Source organism: Tenacibaculum sp. TC6, from assembly GCF_050606265.1.
GTDB lineage: Bacteria > Bacteroidota > Bacteroidia > Flavobacteriales > Flavobacteriaceae > Polaribacter.
The window spans coordinates 21,284-47,154 of sequence record NZ_JBOCUK010000028.1 but is presented as its reverse complement, the minus strand read 5'-3'; the positions used below and the strand labels follow the sequence as shown (position 1 = coordinate 47,154).

The following is a 25,871-nucleotide window of genomic DNA, read 5'->3' as shown; positions in this document are numbered from 1 at the left end:
GCTCCTTTATTGATTCTTTCCAAGATGTTTTTCTGATCGTTTACTTCTCTTTCATGAGAATAAAATTCATCTTTTAACGCTTTCTCAGCATTATAATTTTTACGAGCTTGAGATTGATACGGTTTAAGTACCTCTTGTATTTTAGCATCGATTTCATTCGTACTATTCTTCACCAAAGCTTTATATTCTTCTTTCGCTCTTTCATCATTTTTAAGATGAGTAACAATAAATCGGTCTAATTTCCCTTCTTCTGTACCAAACCAATTTAACAGCGTATATACCATCTGCAGAGTTCTTGGTAGTTCTTGCTGACTTGAAGCAGTAACACAACGCATCAATAATACCAATATATTCTCAGCCGAATCTCGCCAATAAGGATCGCCCCCTGTAGCTTTCTCGTACTGAACCTGTATCAGTAAGCTCACTAAATCTTCAATTCCATTGGGTGTTTTTGAAGCTATTTCTAAAATATTGATTTTCTCTGACCTAGAAGCATCGTCTAGGTTGATAACAACAGATTTCATGAATTGACTTTCTATCCATTTATGGGTATCTCGGTAGATATCTGATGCCGGATCAACAACCCAAAAGCTGTGGGGATATTTAGCTGTTTTTTGAAGAATGGTATTTTTTATCAATGTTGATTTACCGCCTCCGGTAGGACAAATAACTAAGGTATTAAGTTTGGTATAATCGGGTTTAAGGTGCTTTATTCCATCTAAAGAAATACCTTCGGCTTTTCGATGAAATAATTTACGTAGGTCTTTGTAATTCATATACGAGACACTTCCGTAGAGTTTTTCTGTACTGGGTTTTTTATCAAAAAATAAATTATATAGTGACATCAATTTGAATGTTAAAAGTTAATACTCACGAGTTTGTCCTCGTTCTTGTTGTTTTTGTTTTCGCAAGTTTTTAAGCTGTTCTAATTCTTGTAAAACTTCATAACGTTCTACTCCTAAAAAGGTTTTAAAACGGTACTTTTTTCCTTGATACCAGCTACCGTTTACCACCCCACTTCTAGTTGTATATAAACTCAGTTCTGCATGGTTTTCTATACGTTTACAGAAGTCTGAAAAACTAGAAGCCTCTTCAGCGATTTGGCTATAAACTTGCGTGATAAACGCCTTATTTTCTTCTTTAGGCGTTCGTTGTGGCTTGGATTCTTTACTTCGTTCCGGTGCTGTATAAACAAGAGATTCTAAGTACGCATATTTCTCATACTGGTATTCTTCTAAAGCCACTTGTTGAGCTTCATATTCTTTTTTGGAGTTTCGGGTGCTTTTATTACTACGATATTGATTTACACTTACCATAAAATGCCAATGGTAGTGCTGTATTGTGTCTTTTTTCTTTTTGCTCTTGTCAGGGCGATGCAACACAGCGTATACCATTGCATTATTATATCCTCTTAGGCTTAGATACTTTCCTGCTAAATCATATAAAATCCCTGTATTTGCTTCTAAACTTTCACTGTCTTCAGGAGCAAAACTCATAATACAATGCCTGAGATTCTTACTTCTGCTATGTTTGAACTTTGAGTTCTCTACAAAAACTTTCGTGAGTTCCTTTGGCTTGGTAGCAAACCCTGTATTACGAAACAATTGGGGATCGCCCTTTTGGTACGATTCCAAAAAATAATTGATAAGCCTCGAAAACTTCTGATTCGACGTTTTTAATTCTTTAATAAACATCCTTTAACTCGGTTTTAATAGCTTTTAAAATTCGATCGGCATACTCCACAAAGTGTTTGTTTTTACGCTGTTCTTCACGAAAAAAGTATTCGAGCGATCTGGGCGTACAAAAACTCAAATAGGTATTCTCCAGTTTATAGAACTGATCTTGCAGGGCTTGTATATCTTCCTGATATACCTGATTAGTTTGTCGGCTGTCTATATGAAAGCGTATTTGATTGATTCCCGTTGCAATCTCTGTCAATCGGGTGCGTATGGTTTCTAACAATTCATGTGAAATTATTAAATAGACCTGCTTGTTATATCCTTTGGTAATAACTTCTTGTAAAACCGCCGTTACACTGGTGTTTAGTTTTTCTGCATCCTGTTTAAACCGAGCAAAATCTTCAATTGAAAATTTAAGTTCTACTCTTTTCTGGTGCTTTCGTCTTTGTAACTGATTGTTACGTAGTTGGACTTTTCGCCAACTATTATAAAGAGTAGTACGTTCTTCGGGGGTACAACTGCTTTTGCCAATTTGTAATAAATATTCATCAAAATTCATCTGTTTTGTATCAAGTGGTTTTTCTTATACCATGTACTTTCAATTTCCTTAAAATTGAAATAAGCGATACCATATCTACTGGCAATATCTGCCTAGATAGTGGGTATGGTTCTGTGAATTTTTTTTGAAAAAAGAGAGCGAGATTTCGCTCCCTTTCCTGTTTGCTAACGGCTTTTAGATTGGTCTTTTCCTTTGGAATGTTCGGCGCGAATTTTACGAAGTTCTGTGACTTCTGCATCGATACGCTGTTCTTCATCCTTTTGAAGTGCCTCTTGTTTTTTCAGATTCTGCTCCAAAAACTTCCGATCCTGATTACCATGGTATTCTCCCGTACGAAAAGCACTGAGAATTTCAGGAGTTGAGCCGTATTCTAAAATGTCCTCAATCAAATTTCCTAAAACAGCTTTTTGTGAATGAGTTACAAACGAATATCTGTACCCAAGGGTAAAAGCCTTTATGGTCGAGGTTTTTTCTCTCCACTTTTTCATCTTTAAAACGTTTTATAACTATTATCTTCTATGTATCTCAGGATAGATTCTCTCTTATACAAAATAACCTTACGAGAGGGTTGTGAGTATTCTATTTTACCTTCTGAACGTAGCTTAAAAAGCGTTGTATCGGATTTAATGGATAATAGCTTCTTTGCTGTTTCCGTATCTACCCAAATCTCTTCTTTTTCTTTTCCCGATTGGGCTTCAAAACGGGAGATAAAAAACTCTAAAAACTGTAGAAGGTTATCTTCCGAAATCATAAAAAGCTTATTTTCTCCTTCCATAATCACAAGGTTTCAAAAAATACATTCTCAAAACCAAAACCTCGGTAGACTTCCTTCCAATACACTTCTAAAAATTGCAACACATCACTATTTGCCTGCATATCTAAGGGAATCACAAATCGTATTTGCTGAATTCCGGACAACGTTTTTGGTAATTGAAATTTCTTACGAAGCTTTACTACGTCCGCTTTCGCTGACATTACAGCTTCTTGCTCACTTTTAAAACTGCCTTTGGTCATATCTCGATATTTCGATGATTCTATCCCATCTGTAAAGAAATAAACACGTGCTTCTTTCTTGTTTAATCGGGCAATACCAACAATTCCAGAAAGCAATTCCGTCCACTGTGCCGTAGCATCATACGAATTTATAAAGGTTACTATTTTTTTAGTAAAATCCTTTTTTTCTCTCTTGATTTTACTCTCAAATAACTGTCGTTGTAACTCAACTTCGTCCTTTGGGTACAATTCTGCATTAAACTCAGGTACTGTGTACACAAATACTTTTTTGTTCATCACACTATTGGTTGTTTCATTAACAAATCGGACCTCTACCGATGCTGTTTTTGTAGCACAAGCACTCTTTATTATCTGATAAATATATTTATCTTGTCGAGGGTTTTTAACCTTCATAGAACCGCTTTTATCTACTAATAAAAGAGTATAGTTCCCTTCTTGAGCTACCACTAAAAGTGGTAACACAAGAAATAAAATCTTTAGCATTATTGTATTTTTCATATCGCTTGTTTTTTAAAAATTAGTATTCATTGTTTGGTGATGTGTCGTCAGTCCATTCTCTTGGGACTTATTGTCAGAAAAAGGCGCTTCTTCCTTTGTTCTATAAGCTTTTAAGTACGCTTGCTTATCTAAAGAATTACTTTGAGTCAATAACTTTTCTATGAAGTATTTACGAGCCAGATGGTATCTGAACAGTTGTCGTTCTATACCAGCTTTTAATAAGTTTTCTACTTCCTTATCATAACTCTCCTTTAAGTCTAAAATACGTTTTCGATTTTTATCTAAGGTTTTTTTGAGTTTTATAACATACTTCGCTTGTTCTCCTATACCTTTTAAGATACATGAGGCAAATAAGGTCAGTACACTAAAAAAACTTACCAGGATATAACTCCCCCATATTACCCATAAAGGTTCTTCTTTATACTTGACGAAACGCCTATCAATATCTGATTGTAATTTGGTAATCTGCCCTTGTAATTCTGCATTAACCTCATACGAATCTTCTAAAATAGACTCCATACGTCCCAAACGTAGCTTGTCTGATTGGAGTTCTTTTTTTTCATGACCCAAGCGAATATTATAATTGGTCAATAATCCGGAACCTAAGACCTGCATAAAAAAGCCCACAGAAAATAACGTAATAAGTATTGGATATCCCTTGGTTCTTTCTAATAAGTGTTGTGAGGCTCCGAACAAAACTCGGCTTATAATATAAGTTACCCCTACAATCATAGTAGCACAAAGCCAGCTTTTAGGCTCGGAAAACCCTAAGTTTGTATGAAACACATTCTGAACAATAACTCCTTCAGCTATATAAATAAGCAGTAATGAAAGCATGGTAAAAGGAAGAGTCCACACACTCATATATGCCTTCATGTTCTCATATAAAGATACCTTGGGTTCTTCTCGAATTACTTTAGGAAGTGGCTTAATGCTTCTTCCTCTTCTAAATTGGCTTTCATTAACGCTCATAATTTGACATGCTCCCTCATGGATACTCTCATCTAAGTATCTAATCAATTCTATATCCTCCGGAGTATTTACCTTTGGTACATAACTGGCATACTTAAAATCATTCACATCCTTATCTAATGCATACGGAGATTGCTGAGTATCTTCTTCAAAGCGAATCGGTGGTATGATATCTGATTCTTTTTGCGGTTTACACTCTCCGAAAGCTATCTGATTGTAATAGCGATGTTCTATCTCATGTGTATTGACACATAAATCTTGATACTCTGCTCGCATTTTTACAATCTCCAACTCCTTATGATGATAAGCAATATTAAGTTCAGATATCGTTTCTTCTATTTTAACCCTCTTTGCCTTTATCGGTGGCAATCCTAAATTTTTCCTGAAACTATTAGCGTATTCAAAGGATTCTCCTGCCGAAATACTTAAAAAGGTACTCAGTAAAGTCTCTAAAGGATTCTTCATTCCTTTAGCTTTTTGTATAATATTTATCAAAAATTCTTTCATTTTACCTTTGTTCTTTAAATCCCTCAAGAGTTTTTATTCTTAAGGGATTTGATTAAACATTTTGATTTTTTGTTTCAATCGCGACTTGAAACGACCTAGAATTCTATATCAACTTTTTCAAAAACTAACTTCTAGAACGAGAGTTTTTATCTAAAGCGACACTCCAAAAGTACTAGTGATTTTTTCTCTTTTTGTTGTTCTTGTTGTGAGTTAAAAGGGTTTTATGTTGTCTATATTGTTGTGCCTAACAGAGTACTCAACCATTGACTATAATCGATACTTATTCCTGTAATACCCTATTAAATCTGAGGTTTCTATTCTTGGAATATGTTGCTCGTAAATCTCTATGAGATAATGATTTTCTGAAATTAATTTTTCGTAATTATTTTTTTTATAAACATCAGAAACAACTAGTTTAGGGTAATAATTCAAGGCTCTTTTATCCCCTAACTCATCATTTAATTGAGTAATTTGATTACCAATTGTAGTACCTACAGCCAAAACAATATTACTTCTAACGTCTGCAAAAAGTTCCATAGCACAAAAACCATAATCAGATATTCGTTTTTCTCCAAACATTTTTTTACGCCATTCACGCATCTCTTGCATTTGATTGTGAATATCTTGAACACCTTTATCTCCAACCAGATTATGAACTTCTTTTGTTGGACAAGGAATTCCATCAAATTCATATTCATCAATTTTAGCGTTAGGAATAAAGATTAAATTATTATTTTCGATAGAGTTTTTCATAAAACCATATAACCACATAATGAACAATTTGTCAAAAGAAGAAATAGCATATTTAGAATTACTAAAGAATCTTTTTATTGAAAAAAGAAAGACAAATATCAGTGATGATAATATTATACGTTATGTAGCTTATCTATACGATTAAAAGAGCATCTCCATCAAAACTTAAATAAAATAGGTAAGGCTGAACATTATAAAAAAAGTATTCGAATTTATTTTGATGAGAGCTATGAAAGATATTTCATAAATAAAACTCAGGCGTATGAAATGTTACCCAACAGAAGTGTATTAACAAACTTCGTCAAACCTAACACAGATTCTGATTACAAGGACCTGATAGCTATTTGTTTAGGATATGCTGGATTTAAAGGCTTTATTAATAATATAAGTATTGCTGACGCTTTTCATATAAATATTGAAAAAAAAGATGTACATCTTTGTAAACCTACGGATTATGATTATCAAACTCCAAAAGGAAAAACAAAAACAGTAACTTTCGAAAATATTGATATAACCCCAAATAAAGAAACCTTTATTACACTGCAAACATTAAAGCAAGCAAGAAATAACACTTCTTCTTACAACAAAAAGACTAGAGATAAGTCACAAGAAAAAATAATAAACAACAAAAATAACAACCCTCATGATAACCGTAAAACACAAGATACTGACACTTTTGAAATAGCACCAAAACAGACCACGATTTTACAAGAATCACTGACCAAAATAGAAGAGTTGAGCAAAGAAAAAAGTGTTGCTCACAACAAAAATATAGATACTCATCTTTATGAAATAAAGAGTTTAATTACCAATACTAAGGAGAAAGAAATCATTAAAAACTCAAACGATAACTCTGATACTAATAAAGGTAAAAAGAAAAAACAAAAATTTTATATCTTAATTTTATTAGTAGCTTTATCTTCTTGCCTTATATACTTGAAATATGACACTAACAAGCATAACCAAACTGAAGTAAAAAAGCCTCTTAACCATCAAAAGACTCAAAATTCTAATATTTCAAATCCTGAAAAAGAGATTACAGATTACACCAAAAAAGATAGTATCAGCTGGGCTAAAGCTAAAAAAGAATACAGTATTAACAGCTTTCAAACCTACCTTTCTAATTTCCCAGAAGGAATCTTTGCTAAATCTGCCACTAAAGAAATAGAGTTGATTAAATCCTTTGGTATTGAAATGGTCTATGTAAATCCTGGCTCTTTTGTCATGGGATGTAATAAAAACCAAAGTGGGTATTGTGATGAGAATGAAACACCTTCTCATAAAGTGACTCTTACCCAAGGGGATTACATTGCAAAATATGAAGTAACTCAAAAACTCTGGAAAATAGTAATGGGTAACAATCCAAGTGGTATTAAAGGTGATTCTTTACCTGTAAATAATTTTTACGCAGATCAAGATACACCAACTTTTATTAAAAAATTAAATAAACTTACAGGAAAAGACTATCGTCTCCCAACAGAAGCTGAATGGGAATTTGCTTCAAGAGGAGGAAACCATACAAAAGGATATTTATATTCTGGAAGTAATAACCTCGATAGTGTTGGGTGGTATTTAAATAACGCCCAAAAAACACTACATCCGGTTGGGCAAAAGAAACCTAATGAATTAGGTATATATGATATGAGTGGGAATGTTTGGGAATTTGTTAGTGATGATTGTGATATTACATCAGGGTATTTAGGCAGTAAAGAGCATGAAATTAACCCTCATGAAAAAGTATCTAACAGATATTATCTAGTATTCAAAGGCGGAAGTTTTCAAAATAGCTCAAAATATTGTAGAGTAAGTGTTCGTAATAATGGTTACGGTAATAGTGCTAACTCATACGGACTAAGATTAGCTATGGACTTAAACCTTTAAAAAAAAAAATTTATTTGTTGTACCTATGTTGTACCTGTAAAATAAAAAAAGCTTCCAATTTCTTGAAAGCCTTGTGTTTACTAGTAGCGGGAACAGGACTCGAACCTGTGACCTTCGGGTTATGAGCCCGACGAGCTGCCTACTGCTCTATCCCGCGATTTTCGGTTGCAAATATACAAGGTTTTTATGAATTACACCTATTAAAAATAACTTTTTATTCTATTTCATCTTTTTTATTATAAATGACACCTTACTTCAAGCTTTTTTAAAAACTAAGAAAATTAGTTAAATGTATTAATAAGAGTAATCAATATTGATTACTCTTATTAATAGTTGAAACAAACCTCAAACCTATAACTTTCATCAAGATTATAAGAGTATTTATACTTATTGTAATTTATAGCAAAGGGCATTTAGTCCTTAGAAATAGGGTGAAAAGCCCAACCAAAAAGAGCTATTTCACACTCATAATTATAAAACAATCAAGCTAGTTTTGTTTCCACTAATTACAATTAATACTCTTTTATGAATCATTCTATTATAATTAATTCTATTGGAACAGCCACACCGGGGGCTTCAAAAATTTTATCAGACGCTTTAAAAGTACCACAAGATTACATCTTAAAATTGTTGTACAATGCTCCGTCTATTTTATTTCAAAAAGTAGATAAAAATACCGCATTAAAAGCAGAAGACACTTTAACTAAATTAGGTTTAGACATATCTGTTTATAAAGAAGATGACAAATTTGATTTAACTACTGAACTTGTAGATATCAGTGTGAGTTTTGAGAATGTTTTACAGCTTCCAAAAGTAACGGAACAATTAGCTACCTTTTTAGGTTGTAAACAATCAGAAGCACTGAACTTATTATTAAATGACCCAAGTATAATTCTTGGCAATGTGTCTGTTGCTACAGCAAAAGCATTACAGAAAAGAATAGATGCAAACGTGCATTACTCAAACCCCAAAAAAGATACCTATACTATTTTAATTAACAACGAAATTGGAAGTTCGGAGTTAAAAAACATTGAAAATCAACTAAAAAAAACTATCAAAAAAGAAGAAGATATTTATGTGATTGAAGATGTGTCGTATAATAATTCTCAATTGTTATGGAGAAAATACCAATCTAAAAAAACGGTAAAACTATTAAATCAAAGCCATCAATTAGTTCATATTGTGATGAATGATTTTGATTTAGATAACCAAGAGCACGTTTCTTTTTTAGTTAATAAAGTAGGCATGCCAGAAGTAATTTTAGAAGATCTTCAAAATGCATTACCTATAACCTTATTTGAAAACATCAATAGAAAAAATGCTGAAGAAATTATGGGGTCATGCTTAGAAATGGGAATGACTGTTGATTTAAAAAGAGAGGTCAATTTCAAGAAAAGAATTCAAATAGAAGCTATCGAAGACTTTGAGAAAGTTACCAAAGTACTAAGTCAGTTTATTGCTAAAGAAGACTTACCTATAGAAGGAGCTAAAAATTGGGAAAGCAAAGAAGCCATTCCTTCAATAATTGCAAGATATCTACTAGCCCAATTAGAACAATTAATGTGTAACCCAGAAATTATATAAGATGGAACCAAACATGTTACACTACAGAATTGCAGAAAGAGGCAAAATGCATGCGTTAGATAAAAACTACACAGAAGCATTACGACATTATAAAGAGGCTTTAAAACTAACACAAAAACAACAAGATAGTGAATTGTTTTTTCAACACTACAGCCAGTGCGTTATGGAGTCTTTAGAATTATCAGGAGCGCATGATCAGGTTATTTCGTTTTGTGAAAATTACAGATCTTTTTTAGAAGAAAAACAACAAGACGTTTTGGTGCGAAAACATAAAGCCTTTGTGAGTGAACGTCAAGCAATTCAACATATACTTAAAGGAGAACAAGAAGAAGCTAAAACACTGTTACTCGAAGTTCAAAAAGATTTAGGTAAAGGAAAACAACCTATTACAGATGAATTGTTGAATTGGTTACTTAGAGGCTATCAAGTTAATGCAAATCAATTAAAAAGATTACAGCAGAAACATAATTATTTCATTGTGAGAAAAGAATCGGTTAATCCAAAAATTGCCATGGATTTACCCGAAGGCGTTTCTCCATTTTAAACTACTAAATAAGTAAAATATGGCAGACATTAAAACTTTTGACCAAGGGGCAAAAATACTACAAAACGTAGACGTAAGTAGTATGGTTACAGCATTAGCCCTAGGTATTGCTAGTGCTCAAGAGCGACTAGACAACAATTCGGTATCTCAACTTATCCGACTTTCAGAAACCAAAATAGCCGGAAAATCCTTATTGGAATTTGGATTTCAACCTGCGTTTTATGCTTTTGATTATGCAGATATTTCTGCATCAATTAGCCTAAAAATGGCAGTTAAAGAAGAAGTAGAGGTAGATTTTAGCTTAGCTGTGGATTATAAAAATAATACCACATTTGATAAAGATTTCTTTGATCAACTAAAAGAAAGCAGAAGTAAATCGTTAAGTAAAAATTCTAAAACTCAGAAAGAAGTTGCATTAAAAGCAAGTACATCTGAAGAAATTAGTATTAACGAAAAATCATTTGAAATTCACAAAGAAGAGGGCTCATATTCTAAAGTTGAAAAAACTAAAGAAGAAATGAGAGATCAAGCTAGTGATTTACGAGTAGACTCAGTAATTGAAGATGAAAAAATTTTAGAAGAAAATACTTCTAATAATTTATTAATTATCAAAGAAGATGGGTTTATAGTTGTAGCAGAACCTTATGTGCATACGTCTACAGAAGGGTTATTAAAAATGTCTTCAATCTATTTACCATTAAATGCCCTCGGTGCCCCAAGTATTAATTTAAAAGACATAAATACTCCTATAATATTCAAAAAAGAAGAAGATTTTGCGCATACCTTATCAAGTGCCAGAACTAGTAATGGAGTAAATGGAACTGTTGTAGGAATAAATTCTGAAGGAATTCATCGATCCGGAGGTAAAAAAGTATTGGAATTCTTTTTTGGTTGGGATAAATATGATATCAATTATGGATATTCTACCGGAGTTAAATCTGATTCGGTAAATAAAGATGATGTTACACTTTTAGCTTTATTGTTAGAAAGAGATCCTTCATTACATATTACTATTACCGGATATACTGATGGAAGCGGTAATGCAACTAAGGAAAATGCAGATTATAACAAAGCCTTGGGTACAAAAAGAGCTAAAGCCTTTAAAGCTGAGCTAGAAAAAAGAGGAACTTTTACTTTGGCTGAAAGCAGGGTTACTATAGTAACTGAAGGAGAAAGCTTAGCCAACGGTAGTTCTGCTAAAGACCCTAATATCAGAAAGATTAAAGTAGAGCTTCCTTCAGATTATGATTATATCCATTTTAATGGAGGAGAAATCACAATAGATGCTAGTATTAGCAGTTATCCTTCTGACTCTTTTGTTTATCTGGAAAGTGACAACTCAACAGGAAATACAGGGTTACCGATTACTTTTAAATATAACGGAAAAACCTATACGTTTACTGCTACAGATATGAGTAATGCTCTAAAATCGGCAAATAATTTTAAGAGTAAACTACAAGAGTTGTATGCTGAAAAATATAATGATTACTACTATTTCTTACATGAAGAAACCAAGGTAAATTACTTTATTCATTCAGAACAAAATAAAGAAGTAGATGTAAAAATAAATAAGCAAGCCTCAGCAGATATTAATAAAGATACTACCAAGGTATTTGTAAGTGATACAAAAAATGATTTTTCTAAGTTAAAAGAATCTTCTAAAGACTTTAAAGGAGACAGATCTTTAGCTATTAGCGGGTCATTAGACGTACGTTATGCACGTCAGTTTAACATGTCTGTAGAAGGAAATGCCTCTATTGCTGCACGTATGATTTCAGTACCGCCTCCTTCAGGTTTAGAAAACTATATCCAATCGTTAACAGGAGGAAGTAATACATCTTCAAACTAATTGAACGATGGAAACACCTAAAGTAATACAACAAATTGCCAATGCTCCATTACCAATGATGTTGGAAAAGCTAGGAATGTCTATTGCCAATGCGCAATCTGCACTCGATGCTAATTCAATTCGATTGGCCAATGAAATGGCATCAATAAAAGTTAACGTAGGTGATGATGAGTATAATTTATTAAGCCTTGGATTTACACCTACATTTTATGCTTTTACAGAAGCATCGCTAGAAATGAAAATGGAATTTTCCATGGCAGAATCAGAAAATTACGGAGGTGCCGTTGCATTTAATTACGGAAAAAGTAAAAATGATAATTCTGGAGGAGAGGAACAAAGCGGAAACACCTCAACACAAATGTTTGGTGTTTCAGTATCGGCACACTATTCAAGAAAATTCTCTGCTTCTGCCGAAGGATCGTCATCTATAGCTGCCAAAATTGTATCGCTACCTCCACCTGATATATACTTAGAAATATTAAAGTCAACATTAAATAAAAAAGAAGAATAAAAAGAACTTATTATGAATATGTTTAGAGATACGCCCAGAATAGGGCAACAATTATTAGATGTTCCAATGGGACAGATGATAGAGCAAATGGCAATGTCTATTGCCAAATCACAAATGGCATTAGATGCAAACTCCATTGAAGTAGCTGAAATGATGGGAGGATTAAGTCCTGTCAAATACGAAAAAGATGGTAAAGAATTTATCAATTTTAAGGATAGTCGTGTTTTCTTTGGTAAAGAAAAGGTGTCACTTGCAGGTGCTGTAGAATTGTATAATGCAAATACAGACCAAGCATATAGAGCTTCTATAGAAGATAAGATTAAAAATGATACTGAAGCAGCTTATGATAGACCTGTAGTAGATGTAAGTGATGCTGTGCCATCTAATAGCTTAGCTAAATTTACTCCTGATGATCAGAAGAATCCAGAAGTATATTACAGAAAGGGAAGTGATTGGTTTGAATATGATTCAGATTCCTCGTCATATAAAGCACTTGCAAACCCACCAACAGCTTCTACAACAAGACTTATGGTAAAACCTGGTACTACAGAAAAAACATTGTTTTTACCACAACGTTTATCTATGCTTGAATTAGGTTTTTCACCTACATTCTATCAATTTGTAGATACTATGATTCAAGTACGAATTGCTATTAAGTTTTCAAGAGAAGGTTCATCTTCATTTTCATATAACAGAAAAACAGAAAGTACCGACCGAAGTGCAAGTTTTAGTTGGAGAAGCGGTTTAAAAACTAATAAAACAGTAACCACCACCCAAGTTAACGCAGAATACTCACAGAAGTACAGCTATTCTGCTGAAGGATCAAGTTTACTACAAACAAAATTAGTACCTATTCCACCTCCGGCAATTTTAGAAGAGCGCATTCAACAGCAAATGGAAATAGCAAGAGAGGAAGCTGAAAACTAGTATAAATGGGTAGAATAACCAGAGAAATACAAAATGCACCCTTACCAGAAATGGTTAAAAGTTTGGGTATTGGTATTGCACAGGCTCAACGTGCCTTAGACAGAGTTTCTATGGATTTAGCGAAGGAGCTTGTTAATACCAAAATAGAAATGGGAGGAGAAGAGTATAGCCTACTAGCGTTAGGCTTTACTCCTACTTTCTACCAGTATGTAGATACTTTTTTTGAATGCAAAATGTCAGTATCTATGGTGGAGTCTAGAGAATTTGGTGCCTCAGTATCGGTTAGTGCCGGATTTAGCGTAGGTTTTGCTGCTGTTAGCGCTACAGTATCTGCAAGCTACTCTCAAAAATATCAATATTCTGCTGAAGCAAGCTCACTTATTAGAACCAAATTGGTTACAGTGCCTAACCCGCCGGTGTTTGAGCAACGCTTACAAAGTATGATTGAAGCAGAACTAGAAAGTAAAAGAAATCCGAATACCACAACACCTACTAATACCAATTCATAAACCATGGCTAAGCATTGGAAAAGTTTTGTTAAGAAAGAAAAAACTCCAGAACAAAAAGAAGAGTTAGATTTTAAAACTCTTCTTTCTTCCGGGGAACAAACAAGCAAGTCTTTAGAAGAGGTAGCAGACTTTAATGCTAATCTAAAATCATTATTAGATGAGCAAAAGCAGCTTGAAGACAAAATGGCTGAGCTTACTGGTAAGAAAGAAGCATCGAATACTAACAAAAAGTATGAGCATGAAATAAGATCAATTGATCAGAAAAAGAAAGAAGAAAGAACAGAAGAAAAGAAAAGACAAAAAAATAATAAAAAACAAGAGGATAGATGGAAGGTTGACATACCTGTTCAAAAAAAAACAAAAGAATCTTCCATTTCTATTCCCTCAAAAATCTTAACTAAAAAGAAAAAAGAAAATGGTTTTATTCAAGCTAAAAAAACAATTGCTGCTTCTATAACAACTATTCAGCAGAGTAAGAAAAAAGCAGAAAAATCAGGAATAAAAATTACTAAACAAAATAAAACCAACCTAACTAACACAATTGGTAAAGTTAAAAAAGGAAAAGAACAAGTAGAAATAGTAAAAAAACAACTAGACAAATTGCTATTTAGTGTTGATCAAAAAACAAAACAAAAAACTAAGTCTGCATCAACACTTATTAAAAAGGCAAAAAAAGTACAGAATTTAGTTAATGAGGTGCAGAAAGGGAATAAAAAAACAAACAGTTTAATAGCACCCTCTATTCAAAAGAAAGAAAAAAACACTAACGAATCATTTCCTGAATTAAAGAAAAATAAGCCCCTGAAAACTACAATAACAACTGTTCAAAAAGCGGTGAATACTTACCAAAATATCAAGCAAGTAAGTATCAATGTAAATTCAGGCTTACAACAACTCTCTACAAACGCAAAGGCTATAGGCTTGCAGGGTGTTGACAATAATATTTCCAAAGGTGTAACGCTTGTAAACAAGGTAGATAATAGTATTAACAAAGTAGATAAGCTTTTTAATACTGCTAACAAATATCTAAACAAAACTACCAAAGCAGTTGGGTTGATAGATAAGAAAGTGGAAATATTTAATACAATTTATAATAAAGAAAAGAAAACAGATAATGCCTTTGATTTAGGCTTTATTCAAAATAAAAAATCAAAAAAAGAAGAAAATCAAAACTTTAATGTGAGTAATAAAAAACTTTCAGTAGATATAAATACGATAAAAAAAGTAAAAGAAGGAATAGACACATTAAAGAGTTCAAAAAATAAAAAAGATAGTTTTTCATTTTAAAAACACAATACAATGAGCTCAGTTAATAACGCATTAACCTTAAAACAAATACTATTAGGGATTTCCGATAGCTTAAACGAAGCCCAAAATCATCTCAGAAATGTAAAACCTTACGATGAGTTTGGAAGACCTAATACATTATATACCTTACCATACTTGGATTTTAATCTTCAAGTAGAAGCAGAATTTGAAAAAGAAACGACTAGTGAACCTCAAAAAAGCAATATGCTTGCTGACAGTCAATCGCTTCCTTATCAATCTTACAAAAAAGGATATGAAAAAACAATCGCATTTAAACCTGTTACCAACAGTACAACTAACACTAAAGAAACTAATAAGATAACCAGTACTATTTCCGGTAGATTTGTAGCTATTGTGCCTAACGAAGGGCTACCACAACTTATTATAAATGCAGTACCTAAAAAAACAGCCACGATCCATATATATGATATAGATGTGGAAGTGATTAACGCTGCAGGAGAAAAAATTTCAGATGCCTTGGTAGAGTTTAACTACAATCAAGAAAAAACAGAAAAATTAAACCCAAATACTACACTAAATCATGGTACTTCATTTTTAAATGTAAGTGAAATTAGAACGGATGCAAACGGAAAAGCTTCTGCTCAAGTTAAAGTTGATGCAGTAGATATTGCCAACGGACACATTTTAATTTTAGATGTAAACATAGGAAATGTATTAACTAAAATTTCAATACAACAATAAGTTATGACAACGGATATAGAATTTTTACAGTTTAGAGGTCAATTGTTTGATGCCGCAAACCAATCCATAACAGGTATTGAAGTGGTTGTTCAGTTCTACAACATAAATTTGAATTCTTGGGTTTCTTTAACAGAGGCTTTAATGATAAAAGCATCAAAATTTTCACATACAATTGAAATTCCGGATAGAATATCAACAACTAATCAAACAATTCGAATTGTTAGAGAAATTATTAAATCAGGAGGAGTACCTACATTCAGAATTATAAAATTTACAGCAGAAAAAGAGCTTCCAAAAGTTATTGCTTCAGACTTTACTGTAAGTATATATAAAGAAAAATTACTATTAGATATTAACTTTGGTACAAATTGGCTCCTAAAAAAGGAAGCCGTTATTAATGCAAAAACACACGCTATTATAGCTTCTTCACTACGTGTTTTTGAGTTTGATAATGCAATGTTAACTGTAGAAAAAGAAAAAGAAGAATTGTTGAAAGAAAAAACTACAGTAGAAGGACAACTGGTGAGTTTAAACACTACTATAAGTAGTTTAAGCCAAGAAAAAGAAATATTAACTTCAGAATTTAACTTAGTAAGAACTCAGGCGGAAGATAAAGAAGAGTTATTAGGAGAGTTAAATACAAGCCTTACATTATTAAACACACAGTTAGAAGAAGAAATTCAAGAAAAAAAAGAGCTACAACAATATACAACTACTTTAAAAAATCAGATTTCAGTATTAGAAAATACGATTGTAGAACTCGAAGCTAAAGATGCTGAAAACTTTGAAGCAAAATTTTTAGATCTGCAAAAAAAAGTAATAGATTTAGAAAGAACACAAGAAAATTCACTACAAGAAAAAGAAGCTTTTTTATCAAGCATTGATAAGCTTCAGAATGATATAAAAGTAAGTCAAGAAGTTATCATTACAAAAGATATGGAGTTAGCAGCTTCACAAACACTAATAGATTCTTTAGTGCGAAAAAACGCAAAAATAACTAACGAATTGGAAGAAATTAAAGAGTTTAATGCGATTGAACACCCTAACAAATTATCTGCTAGTAAAGTATATGGTAGTATCGTAAAAGATGTAATTAAGGCAGATGAAGAACTATTGAATTCAAAATATAAACTTGCTAATATTTCATTAAACTTAAAAACTACTGTAGAAAAAGGCCCAGAAGGTACTCTGCTAGGTCTAATTGATTTCGAGAGTGCCAAAGGAATCAACGGAGCTGCGGTTAGCGATATTAGTATTGATATTGTACCCAACCCAACAGCTATTGAAACTATAGGAAGAAAAATGCCAAGTCTTTTGGGATTAACTGAAACTGCTGTTCGAAAAATACTATTAGACCATGAGCTAAAACTAGATGCTGTTTACCATCCTACTAACGATCCTAATTTAATAGCAGGACAATCCTTTAAACAATCTCCGGCACCAGGAGCTAATATAGAAGAAGGACAAGAAGTTATTGTCATATTCGCAAAACCATTAAACTAAAAAAATTATGTCAAGCAATTCATACGATTATGTAAAAGATGCTTTTGCAGCACCCTTGGGAGACTTTATAGCTTCTATTGGAGAAGGAGTTGGAGAAGCGCAAGCTGCCTTAGATGAAGGTTCATTACGTCAAACCTTAGAAATCTATAACAGTGATCCTGATAAATCTCCTGAAATTTTAAAAATGTTACGAGATGTTGGGTATCAGCCTACTTTTTATACGATACCTAAAACTACGGCCAAAGCAAAAATATCACTATCCATATCACAACAAAACACAAATGGACCTGTACAAAACTCCAGAGCATTTAAACCTAAAATGTATGCCACACCGGTAAACGCCTCTAATGCAAACAAATATAACTTAGGATTAAATGCAACTGCAGAAATTCAGTTTGACATTGTACCTGTACCACCTTCTGACACACAAATCATTCGACTTTTACCAAACGTAATTGAAAAGAAAGTTTTAAATGATGACGGTATAGAAATTACAAAAAAAAGAACCTTTAAGGAAATTAGAACATTGCTAACCGAATATGGTTTAGAATATAGTTTTGGTGAAACAATAGATACAGAAAAAGTTACTGACGAGTCTACATTTTCAAAACAAACTCCAAGCCCGGGTTCAATGGTTCGAAATGGTAATTCTATATTATTGGAGTAGAATATGCTCAAGCTTTATTATTCAGAGAAAGTTTAATAAGAAGCTATTTCTATTTTTTAGAATACCTGTAAAATCAAAAGAAAAATCTATGAAAAGAAAATCTCTCAACAAACTGTAATGTTTTTTTAGGGTGGCACAACGTTATTCTTCTCTTAAGAAAAATCAAGCATTACAAGTAGGATTAGCTTTTACTTTTGATCTTATACTCATTAGAGCTATCATCGAAAAAACTATCTTTTTACTGTAGCAATTCTATTGTCTGCTGTAATTACCAACTTAAAAAGAAAGAAGGAACATATATCCCTATTGAAATTACAGATGTTGGGGTTTCTATAAATAACGAACTCACTAATTTTAATGCAATCATTACATTTTGGATTGATAAGCAAGATTTAGAAACTTCGCTATTACTTCTCCAAATTAAAAATACTTCACCGAGTGTAAAGGTACTTGTTATTAAACCCGAAATATCTCTAAATGATATAAGAGATTGTTTAGTTCGACGTATCAAAGAAGAAAAGATTAAATTATTTTCTACTCAAGAGTTGATAAATTCGTTGTAAAAAAATATTCAGTTTATTCAATTCGTCTTCTAAAAACATCCCAAAATTATTTTTTTAATTGATAATCTGGATGACCTGACTGCCATAAAGCAAAAGATAGAATATCTGCTAATTCATTATTTTTTTTATCTTTATCTGCATCAAATCCATGTCCTCCCTCAAAATCTACATTAAATAAAACTTTATTTTTTGATTTACTACTAAGTAGTTTAGCCGCAAATTTTCCTGGTTGCCAAATAACTACTCTAGAATCATTAATCCCACCTGTTAAATAAACAGGAGGATAATTTATATTATCTTTGATATGCTGATATGCATCCATTTCTAAAAGGGCTTTAAATTCTATCGAGTCTTTAATTGAGCCAAATTCTTTTGATAGGTTTTTCCCATTAGGAGCAAATTCAGATCTCAAGGTATTAAAAACACCAACTCTAATAGTTGCGGCTGCAAATAAATCAGGTCTTTCAGTTAATGCACGACCTATAAGCACACCACCTCCACTAGCACTAGAAATTACAAGCTTACTAGGAGAAGTATATTTTCTATTAATTAAATATTCTGCACAGGCTATAAAATCTTTCCATGAATTTGGCTTAGTAGTTTTATAACCTCCCTTATACCATAAGTCTCCCTTTTCTCCTCCTCCTCTTACGTGTGCTATAACATAGATACCCCCTTCATTAACCCAATGTAATAAATAGTTATTTAAGGCAGGTTCTAATGAATAGCCAAAAGCTCCATAACCTCTCATCAAAACTCTATTCTTACCATCTTTTTTCACCTCTTTTTTATAAATAAGAGATAAAGGAACTTTTACTCCATCAGGTGAAGTCACTTCTATTTCTTCTACAATCGCATTAGCTAAAAGTTCTTTGTAACCACTTTTTATCACTAATTGTTGTTCAATAAAATTTTGATTTTCATGATTGTATACATACCTCTCTTTTTCAGAAATCCATCCTTTTATATTAATCCATAAATCTGGATAAAGATACCCTTTAGAAGATACATTTATACTACCTGCCTTTTTGGGAATATTAATGTCTGAAATTCTATTTTTATTATCTAATTTATATAATTTAGCCTCTATTCCATTCTTTGCTTTTACAAAAAACAAGCCTTTATTTGTTAGGGCAAAATCTGTAATTACAGATAGACTATCTTCAGTAATTAAAATTTCTGGAGAGTCAAAATTTGGTTTAATTAAAGAAGTTCTACATATTCTAAAATTTTTAGCATTTTTTGCCGATAAATAAGTTATACTGTCTCCGTTTAAATAAAACCGTTTAATTAAATCTTCTTTCTTAAAAAGAGGTTTCCAAATAATTTTAGGAGAATTTATTGTATTGATAGAAGAATAATAGTAATCTGCATAGTAACTAGCCCCTGAAACACTCGCAAACATGTATTTACTGTTTTCATCTTTAAATGATACTTCTGGAAAATCTTCTTCTTTAATTTCAATCTCAGGATTGTTGTTTTTAGAAAAGACATTTAAATCTGTTGTTGCATTTTGACCAACCACATGCAAACGAGTTTCTATATTTAATAAATAATTTTTATCTTTTTTATTTATTGTAGGAATGTATTCATAGGTAAACCTTAAATTATCAGGTAACCATCTTATCCCTCCTAAAGAAGAAGGCCAACAATTTTCAATCATTTCATTTTCAAGTTTTTGATTTTTCATATCAAAAACAATAATATCTCCAATTTCTAAATCATTTTTAGTAATGGCTATAGCAACTTTCGACCCATCCCAATTTGGTGCAATATAATTTATAGTATAACCTTTTTTATAATCTTCTGGGTTAAATAAAAAACGCTCTTTACCTTCAAATCCATCTCGGAAATACAATTGTTTAACTTTTTCATTATTGGAATATTTTAAATAGAAATACTTATCATTATTAGCTATATTGAGATGAGATATTTTGATTGTATTTTTATCACTCAAAGATTTTTGAAGAGCAATAATTTTTTCCCGATTATTAATTTTAGAGATTTCTTGTTTTGAATAAAGAGTCTGTTTTTTATACCAATTTAAAACTGTAGAGTCTCCAATATTTTCCATATATCTATATGGATCATTAATAATCTCTCTATGCAAAGTATCAATAGAAGACCCTTCAATCAGCTTACTTTGACTATAAATGTCTTTCTTTTTTTGACATTGAAATATCACAAAAAGTACTACTAAAATTAATATTCTTTTCTTCATTAAATAAATATTAAAATTGCTATTAGTGATAAAACCACTAATAGCAATTTAAATTTCCTAATTTTAAATCCCACCATTGTTTCCTATTGTAGGTGAAGTTTTTATTGGGTCGTTATCGTCTTCCAAGTTATCGTTCCCACCATTACCACCTACAATCTGTTGTGGTGTATTGATTTTTGCAATTTGAAATTTGTTAATGTGTAATTTTTGTTTCTGATTTTTTTTCATACTAATTATAATTTATAAATTCATCGCAATGTATAATTTAAAAACTACTTTTTTACTCTAAAATTATTGATATTTATAAATTTCAATAACTTTACATTAAGTGTAACTATTTGTTTTTTTGAGGTTTATCGTCCTCCATACGTTTTATAAAATAAGATGGGTAAATTCCGGTTTCTTTAAGAAAAGCATTTGTAAAAGATTGTGCTGTGTTAAATCCAGAATCCTCTGCAATTGCTTTTATGGTATACGATCTAAATCGTTCATCTTTTGATAATTTATCTATTGCAAAATTTATTTTTAAATTATTTAAATAATGAGCAAACCCTATACCTTTAGTTGCATTTATAACTTTGGATAAATAAGAACTATTAGTATTTAATTCTTTCGCTAGAGAATTCAAAGTATACTTCTTTTTGGTAAATTGATTAGATTTTTCAAAAGTTTCAAGTTTTATAAGAATATCTTTTACAATATGTTCAGGGATTCCTGTATTATTAGTATTAATAGTAGAGGGGTCTATTGATTCAATATCATTAACTTTCTTTTGTTCTTTTGTTTCAAGTTTTGATAACAAATCACTATATCTTTTCCTATTTGTATAGTTTTTTCTTACAACATAAAGTATGACTAGTAAACTAACTATTAACCCTATTATTAAAAATAATAATTGAGAACTTAATTTACCTTGTTTTTTATTTAGTTTAGATATTAGCTTATCCTTTTGGTCTATTAGCTCAGGAGTATCATGCTTTTTTGTTATTGTATTTTTTAAGTATTTATAATTGCTATCTAAAATACTATCAAATTTTATTAATGAACTTACATATTCTAGTTGTTCATGTTCATTTCGCTCCTTTTTAGCATTATCTATTAAATAATTATAGGTATCAATAAGTTCTGGAGTTACATCTAGTGTAAGTTTAAGTATTGAGTCTACCTTTTTAAAATAGTATATACTTTTCTTTTTCTCTTTAGTTTCTGAATATAATCTTCCTATATAATAACAAGATAAAGCATATCTTGTTTTCTCGTTCCCATCACTGACAAAAATAGCACTCGCTTTTTTTAAGCTATCTAATGCTTGTGAATACTCTTTTTTTAAAAAACTATTTACTCCCGAATTAAAAACTAAATATGAATAATAGTGATTATACCCTTCTTTCAAGGAATGATAGATTCCTTTTTTTGTATAAATTTCTGCTGAATCGAGGTTATTCGAATATGTATATGAATCCGCCAATGCATAAAGCCCCCTTGTATAGTTTTTAGTTCGAGTCCGATTATCCTTTTCAAAATATCCCAAATATTCTTTAAATACATTCTGTGCTTCCTTTCTCTCGCCAATATTGTTTTTTAAAAGACCTATATTAAATTTTAGTGTTAAATATTGAGATTCATTATGATTTTTTTTAGCATAATCTAAACCTATTAGATAATCATCAATGGCTTGTTTATAATTACCAAATTCATAAAAAACAGCCCCTTTTATATTATATGCCAAAGCAGGGTATTTTTCATGCTTGATTCCTTTAGTTATTGTTATAATACTATCAGCATACCTAAGCGATAGAGAGTCAGGATAATGTATTAATGCCAGAAATTTAAACCCATCAGCCATTCTAACTTTATCATTGTTATTTTTTGCCTTAACTAAATATTTTTTAGCATAAAACAATTTTGTAGAGTCAGATTCTGAGTTTTTATATAGGTCTTCTATCTCTTTATACTGTAATTCTTTAGTATTTTGTCCAGTTACTAATAAAGGATAACAAATAAAAAAAACTATTAAGTAATATTTATATTTCAAACTGTTTTTATTTATTAGAATTAACTTTACTACAATAACGGTATAAAAAATCATAACAAACTAATTCATGCAAACGTTGTTTATCTCTAAAAAAACGATTAATGATCATGTGAATATAATTTGATAATAATTTATCGTCTATATTCTCCATTTTTGCAACTATCGGCTTCATTCTTTCTTTTTTTAACCTTAAAAGATCTAACAATGGTAAATACATATCGTCTAAATTAGACGACATAAATTGTTCTAGTTTGTCCCTTAATGATTGATATTTTAAGTTCAATTGTCTATTCAATTTTTTGTCTGCATTGAACTCTTTTTTAAAGGCTTCTTTGTTTCGTTGAAAAAACGAAACTTTTTTATCTATATTATACTGGAATATAGATAGTAGATTATCTATACTTCTTAAAGCAAATAGAAATAAAATTTCATCATCGTAAATAAGACTTAAAGCATTTGTACAAGCTTCGCTATCAATAAAAAATAGGCTTTCAGAATCAATCATATAATTAACCCCATATCTTTCAATCTCTCTTTGGTATGTGTCAATTTTAATATTCCATATTAAACCAGCTTCAACATACGGTTTTATAGCATTTTTAAATTTTTCAATAACCTTACACAGATTTGACAATTCAGAGCAGTGAAATCTTACTCTTAAGTGATTTTCAGGGTCTGTATACCTTATAAAAAACCATTTGTCAATTATTTTATCACGTAACAAATTTTCTGTTAAAGGTTTAATAACTTCAGTTAAGATGGTATCTGAAGTCCTACTACCACAATAAATTTTGTAATAAATCCATTCTTCTCCTATAATAAAACTTCTTTTCATTTATACTCAATTCTTCTTTTTCCCAAACAAAAACACAAATTGATTTGCGAATCGTTCATCGTTTCTTTTTACCATTGCTGTTTTTTCCATCAAAAATTCTTCCAAAAATAGCCCTTTTTTAGATTTAATTTGCTGTAATAATAATCTGACAGTATCTATATTTTTTAGGTTTATCAGTAACTTATTATCTCCCTCTTTTAATTGTACTAATTTTGGCAAGTTTCTTTTTTCTTTCCATAAAGAAACCATGTTAAGTAACTTATCATCATAGTCATAATTATTTATTATTTCTTGAACCTCCTCTCTTTCGACATACCATCTAGCTTTATGAAGGATTATATTTTTATATATTACTCTTGGTAGAAAAGGGTAATTTCCCTGTAAAAAACTCCAAGAGAAACCAAAATTATTTATTTTATTTTGGGATTGCATATCACATAAAAAGTGATAAATAGGTAAACTTTTGTATGCGTAATTATGAGCATTTGTTAATCGAGGAGATATTTCTTTATTTAAAGATTTTGATTTTAAAACAACTCTATTGTTTCTAACTGAAACTGTAATATCATCTATATTTACTTGTTTGCTTTTTGGTAAATTAGACTTTGCCAAGTAAGGAGTCTCATAAGCTCTTAAATGAGGTCTTTGCAAAATGTTTCCAACTCTAGCTTCTGGTAAATGGACTATTTCAGTTAATACTTTATCATCCGTTAACTCTTGTTCTAAACTACAAATATCTTCAACCATTTTTCTCAATTCTTTATCTCCATAACAAAACCGCGACAATAAATTAGTAGCGTTTGTTCCTCCTATTGAGTTGAGAATTATATAATCTTGATTTTTTATCGATGTAAGTTCAACAAGTGAAAAAAAAGTGTTTGGGAAATTCTCCCAATTTAACTCAAAATCATAAAAATCTTTATCAGACAATTCGATAGATTGTATATCAGAATTTAAAGTATTTAATAATTTCTTATGTAAAAAATCGTGAACTTTCTTTTTAGACTTATTTATAGATGTGTTAATTGCTACTTTAGGAGTAATATCATTTAAAAAAGGAACAGTATCTGAAACAGTATTATTTTGAACATACCCAATACCTGATTCAATATCTAGTACCTGAACTAAAGAGATTTCTCTTGTTTTGTAACGTTGAATAAATCGCTTTTTAAATTGATCAAGATTTTTATTTTTTGATTCATGATTATTTATCCTACATAGTAGAGGTAAAACCTTTAAAATAGAACTACCATATTTATTATGAAGATTATTTTGTTTAGTTTTAATAAATAAGTCTGTTTGTAACGCGTATTTTTTATCAAAATTGATCTTAATTTTTTGTAGATCTTTATATATAGATATGTACCGGTTTTTTGAATTATTCTTTTTTGTGTCAAGTTGTGAGATATTCGTTTTCAATGAAATTAAGACTTTATAAATTGTATTATTTTTTGTTGATTTCAAAGTGTTTAACAATGTATCAAAGGACTCCCTTCCCGAAACAGAAGGTTCTAATTCACTAACTAATATTTGATTGGTTATCAATTCATTTATAAAATTTATTGCCTCTTCTTCTGAAATTTCATCATCAATTAAAATATTTGCTAATTCATTGATTGATTTGCCTGACTTACTCGACTCTAAAATAGTTTTGATATATGGAGAACTTTCAATTCCTTCAAGAGAATACCGCCTCACATTATTTTGAATCTTATACTCTACATAACGATATTGATTAGAAATGGAATATATAGTGCTATTTGGATAATATCGTAGTTGATTTTTAATAGAGTCATTCTTTTCTAAGAAATCAATTAAAGAAACTATATAATTCATATCTAAACGAGTACATCTGCTATAATCTGAACTACTTTTTAGTGTAATTTTTGACTCCTGACAAAAATTACCAACATTTACACCTGAAAATAAGCCAAAAGGAGTGCAACGTGTAGAAGCTCTTATAACATATTTTAGAAAAGTTTGCTCTAGTCGTTCAATTTTTAACCTATCTTTTAATTTTTTATCATACCATTTTGAAAGTTCTCCATGTAGATATGGTGATGCTAAAAATATAGCTTCTCTCATCAACAAGTTTTCCCATTGAGATTTCAAAAAGTTATTATCAATTTTTTGATCTTCAAAGATACTTGTAATAGTACTTAAAGATAAAAGAGGTGCTCTTAAACAATATTGATTAATAAAGTAATATGGATTTTTCTTCTTTTTCAATGAATTATACGATTTATTCTA

General features: G+C 30.9%; 25 protein-coding genes and 1 tRNA gene. 12 read left to right on the top strand and 14 right to left on the bottom strand.

What is annotated here, in order from left to right; genetic code table 11:
- From ACQY1Q_RS13625 to ACQY1Q_RS13590, 8 genes are all read right to left on the bottom strand, one after another.
- Window positions 1-845, bottom strand: an 845-nt coding sequence (locus ACQY1Q_RS13625; protein WP_431005873.1) for a type IV secretory system conjugative DNA transfer family protein, incomplete at its 3' end; no start/stop codon positions are given.
- Window positions 846-863: 18 nt separating this feature from the next.
- Window positions 864-1,694, bottom strand: coding sequence for a relaxase/mobilization nuclease domain-containing protein (locus ACQY1Q_RS13620; RefSeq protein ID WP_431005872.1), 831 nt, complete (start codon window positions 1,692-1,694; stop codon window positions 864-866).
- Window positions 1,684-2,238 carry a hypothetical protein gene (locus tag ACQY1Q_RS13615; protein ID WP_431005871.1) on the bottom strand — a complete coding sequence of 185 codons (555 nt, stop codon included), beginning with the start codon at window positions 2,236-2,238 and terminating at the stop codon, window positions 1,684-1,686. Before ACQY1Q_RS13615 ends, ACQY1Q_RS13620 begins: the two co-directional genes overlap by 11 nt.
- Window positions 2,239-2,402: 164 nt before the next feature.
- On the bottom strand, window positions 2,403-2,726 hold the full coding sequence (locus tag ACQY1Q_RS13610) for a hypothetical protein (RefSeq protein WP_431005870.1): 324 nt from the start codon (window positions 2,724-2,726) through the stop codon (window positions 2,403-2,405).
- 2 nt (window positions 2,727-2,728) lie between these two features.
- Window positions 2,729-3,013 (bottom strand): hypothetical protein, encoded by a 285-nt coding sequence (locus tag ACQY1Q_RS13605; protein ID WP_431005869.1) that lies wholly within the window; start codon window positions 3,011-3,013, stop codon window positions 2,729-2,731.
- 2 nt (window positions 3,014-3,015) lie between these two features.
- Entirely contained in the window at window positions 3,016-3,750 is a 735-nt protein-coding gene (locus ACQY1Q_RS13600) for a hypothetical protein (protein ID WP_431005868.1), read from the bottom strand.
- A 12-nt stretch (window positions 3,751-3,762) separates the two neighbouring features.
- Entirely contained in the window at window positions 3,763-5,091 is a 1,329-nt protein-coding gene (locus ACQY1Q_RS13595) for a hypothetical protein (protein ID WP_431005867.1), read from the bottom strand.
- 405 nt (window positions 5,092-5,496) lie between these two features.
- Entirely contained in the window at window positions 5,497-5,982 is a 486-nt protein-coding gene (locus ACQY1Q_RS13590) for a hypothetical protein (RefSeq protein WP_431005866.1), read from the bottom strand.
- Window positions 5,983-6,001: 19 nt separating this feature from the next.
- On the opposite strand from ACQY1Q_RS13590, the gene ACQY1Q_RS13585 reads away from it, so the two are divergent.
- Window positions 6,002-6,127, top strand: a complete 126-nt coding sequence (locus ACQY1Q_RS13585) for a hypothetical protein (RefSeq protein ID WP_431005865.1) — start codon at window positions 6,002-6,004, stop codon at window positions 6,125-6,127.
- Window positions 6,128-6,249: 122 nt separating this feature from the next.
- Window positions 6,250-7,863, top strand: coding sequence for a formylglycine-generating enzyme family protein (locus tag ACQY1Q_RS13580; protein WP_431005864.1), 1,614 nt, complete (start codon window positions 6,250-6,252; stop codon window positions 7,861-7,863).
- A gap of 84 nt (window positions 7,864-7,947) precedes the next feature.
- Here the strand turns inward: ACQY1Q_RS13580 and ACQY1Q_RS13575 are convergent.
- Window positions 7,948-8,020: transfer RNA gene (locus ACQY1Q_RS13575), tRNA-Met, on the bottom strand.
- Between the two features lie 368 nt (window positions 8,021-8,388).
- On the opposite strand from ACQY1Q_RS13575, the gene ACQY1Q_RS13570 reads away from it, so the two are divergent.
- From ACQY1Q_RS13570 to ACQY1Q_RS13525, 10 genes are read left to right on the top strand one after another with little or no spacing between them, the layout of a single operon-like run.
- Entirely contained in the window at window positions 8,389-9,447 is a 1,059-nt protein-coding gene (locus tag ACQY1Q_RS13570; protein WP_431005863.1) for a hypothetical protein, read from the top strand.
- Window position 9,448: 1 nt separating this feature from the next.
- Window positions 9,449-9,991 carry a hypothetical protein gene (locus ACQY1Q_RS13565; RefSeq protein WP_431005862.1) on the top strand — a complete coding sequence of 181 codons (543 nt, stop codon included), beginning with the start codon at window positions 9,449-9,451 and terminating at the stop codon, window positions 9,989-9,991.
- A gap of 19 nt (window positions 9,992-10,010) precedes the next feature.
- Window positions 10,011-11,840: a hypothetical protein gene (locus ACQY1Q_RS13560; RefSeq protein WP_431005861.1), complete on the top strand. Its 1,830-nt coding sequence runs from the start codon at window positions 10,011-10,013 to the stop codon at window positions 11,838-11,840.
- Between the two features lie 7 nt (window positions 11,841-11,847).
- A complete protein-coding gene (locus ACQY1Q_RS13555) occupies window positions 11,848-12,351 on the top strand; it encodes a hypothetical protein (RefSeq protein WP_431005860.1) in 504 nt (167 codons plus the stop codon).
- A gap of 12 nt (window positions 12,352-12,363) precedes the next feature.
- Window positions 12,364-13,278, top strand: coding sequence for a hypothetical protein (locus tag ACQY1Q_RS13550; RefSeq protein ID WP_431005859.1), 915 nt, complete (start codon window positions 12,364-12,366; stop codon window positions 13,276-13,278).
- A gap of 5 nt (window positions 13,279-13,283) precedes the next feature.
- A complete protein-coding gene (locus ACQY1Q_RS13545; RefSeq protein ID WP_431005858.1) occupies window positions 13,284-13,787 on the top strand; it encodes a hypothetical protein in 504 nt (167 codons plus the stop codon).
- A gap of 3 nt (window positions 13,788-13,790) precedes the next feature.
- On the top strand, window positions 13,791-15,074 hold the full coding sequence (locus tag ACQY1Q_RS13540) for a hypothetical protein (protein WP_431005857.1): 1,284 nt from the start codon (window positions 13,791-13,793) through the stop codon (window positions 15,072-15,074).
- Window positions 15,075-15,086: 12 nt separating this feature from the next.
- The gene (locus tag ACQY1Q_RS13535; protein WP_431005856.1) at window positions 15,087-15,797 is read left to right on the top strand and encodes a hypothetical protein; all 711 of its coding nucleotides are present in this window, start codon (window positions 15,087-15,089) and stop codon (window positions 15,795-15,797) included.
- 3 nt (window positions 15,798-15,800) lie between these two features.
- Window positions 15,801-17,300 (top strand): PASTA domain-containing protein, encoded by a 1,500-nt coding sequence (locus tag ACQY1Q_RS13530; protein ID WP_431005855.1) that lies wholly within the window; start codon window positions 15,801-15,803, stop codon window positions 17,298-17,300.
- 7 nt (window positions 17,301-17,307) lie between these two features.
- Window positions 17,308-17,967, top strand: coding sequence for a hypothetical protein (locus tag ACQY1Q_RS13525; protein ID WP_431005854.1), 660 nt, complete (start codon window positions 17,308-17,310; stop codon window positions 17,965-17,967).
- 609 nt (window positions 17,968-18,576) lie between these two features.
- On the opposite strand, the gene ACQY1Q_RS13520 is transcribed toward ACQY1Q_RS13525, so the two are convergent.
- The 5 genes from ACQY1Q_RS13520 to ACQY1Q_RS13500 all read right to left on the bottom strand — a co-directional run bounded on the left by ACQY1Q_RS13520 (window position 18,577) and on the right by ACQY1Q_RS13500 (window position 25,850).
- Window positions 18,577-20,751: a prolyl oligopeptidase family serine peptidase gene (locus ACQY1Q_RS13520; RefSeq protein ID WP_431005853.1), complete on the bottom strand. Its 2,175-nt coding sequence runs from the start codon at window positions 20,749-20,751 to the stop codon at window positions 18,577-18,579.
- Between the two features lie 63 nt (window positions 20,752-20,814).
- Entirely contained in the window at window positions 20,815-20,979 is a 165-nt protein-coding gene (locus ACQY1Q_RS13515; protein ID WP_431005852.1) for a hypothetical protein, read from the bottom strand.
- A 106-nt stretch (window positions 20,980-21,085) separates the two neighbouring features.
- Window positions 21,086-22,786, bottom strand: a complete 1,701-nt coding sequence (locus tag ACQY1Q_RS13510; protein ID WP_431005851.1) for a helix-turn-helix domain-containing protein — start codon at window positions 22,784-22,786, stop codon at window positions 21,086-21,088.
- A 7-nt stretch (window positions 22,787-22,793) separates the two neighbouring features.
- Window positions 22,794-23,621 (bottom strand): thiopeptide-type bacteriocin biosynthesis protein, encoded by an 828-nt coding sequence (locus ACQY1Q_RS13505; protein ID WP_431005850.1) that lies wholly within the window; start codon window positions 23,619-23,621, stop codon window positions 22,794-22,796.
- 6 nt (window positions 23,622-23,627) lie between these two features.
- Complete coding sequence (locus ACQY1Q_RS13500; protein WP_431005849.1) at window positions 23,628-25,850, bottom strand: lantibiotic dehydratase family protein; 2,223 nt, start codon at window positions 25,848-25,850, stop codon at window positions 23,628-23,630.
- Window positions 25,851-25,871: the final 21 nt, after the last annotated feature.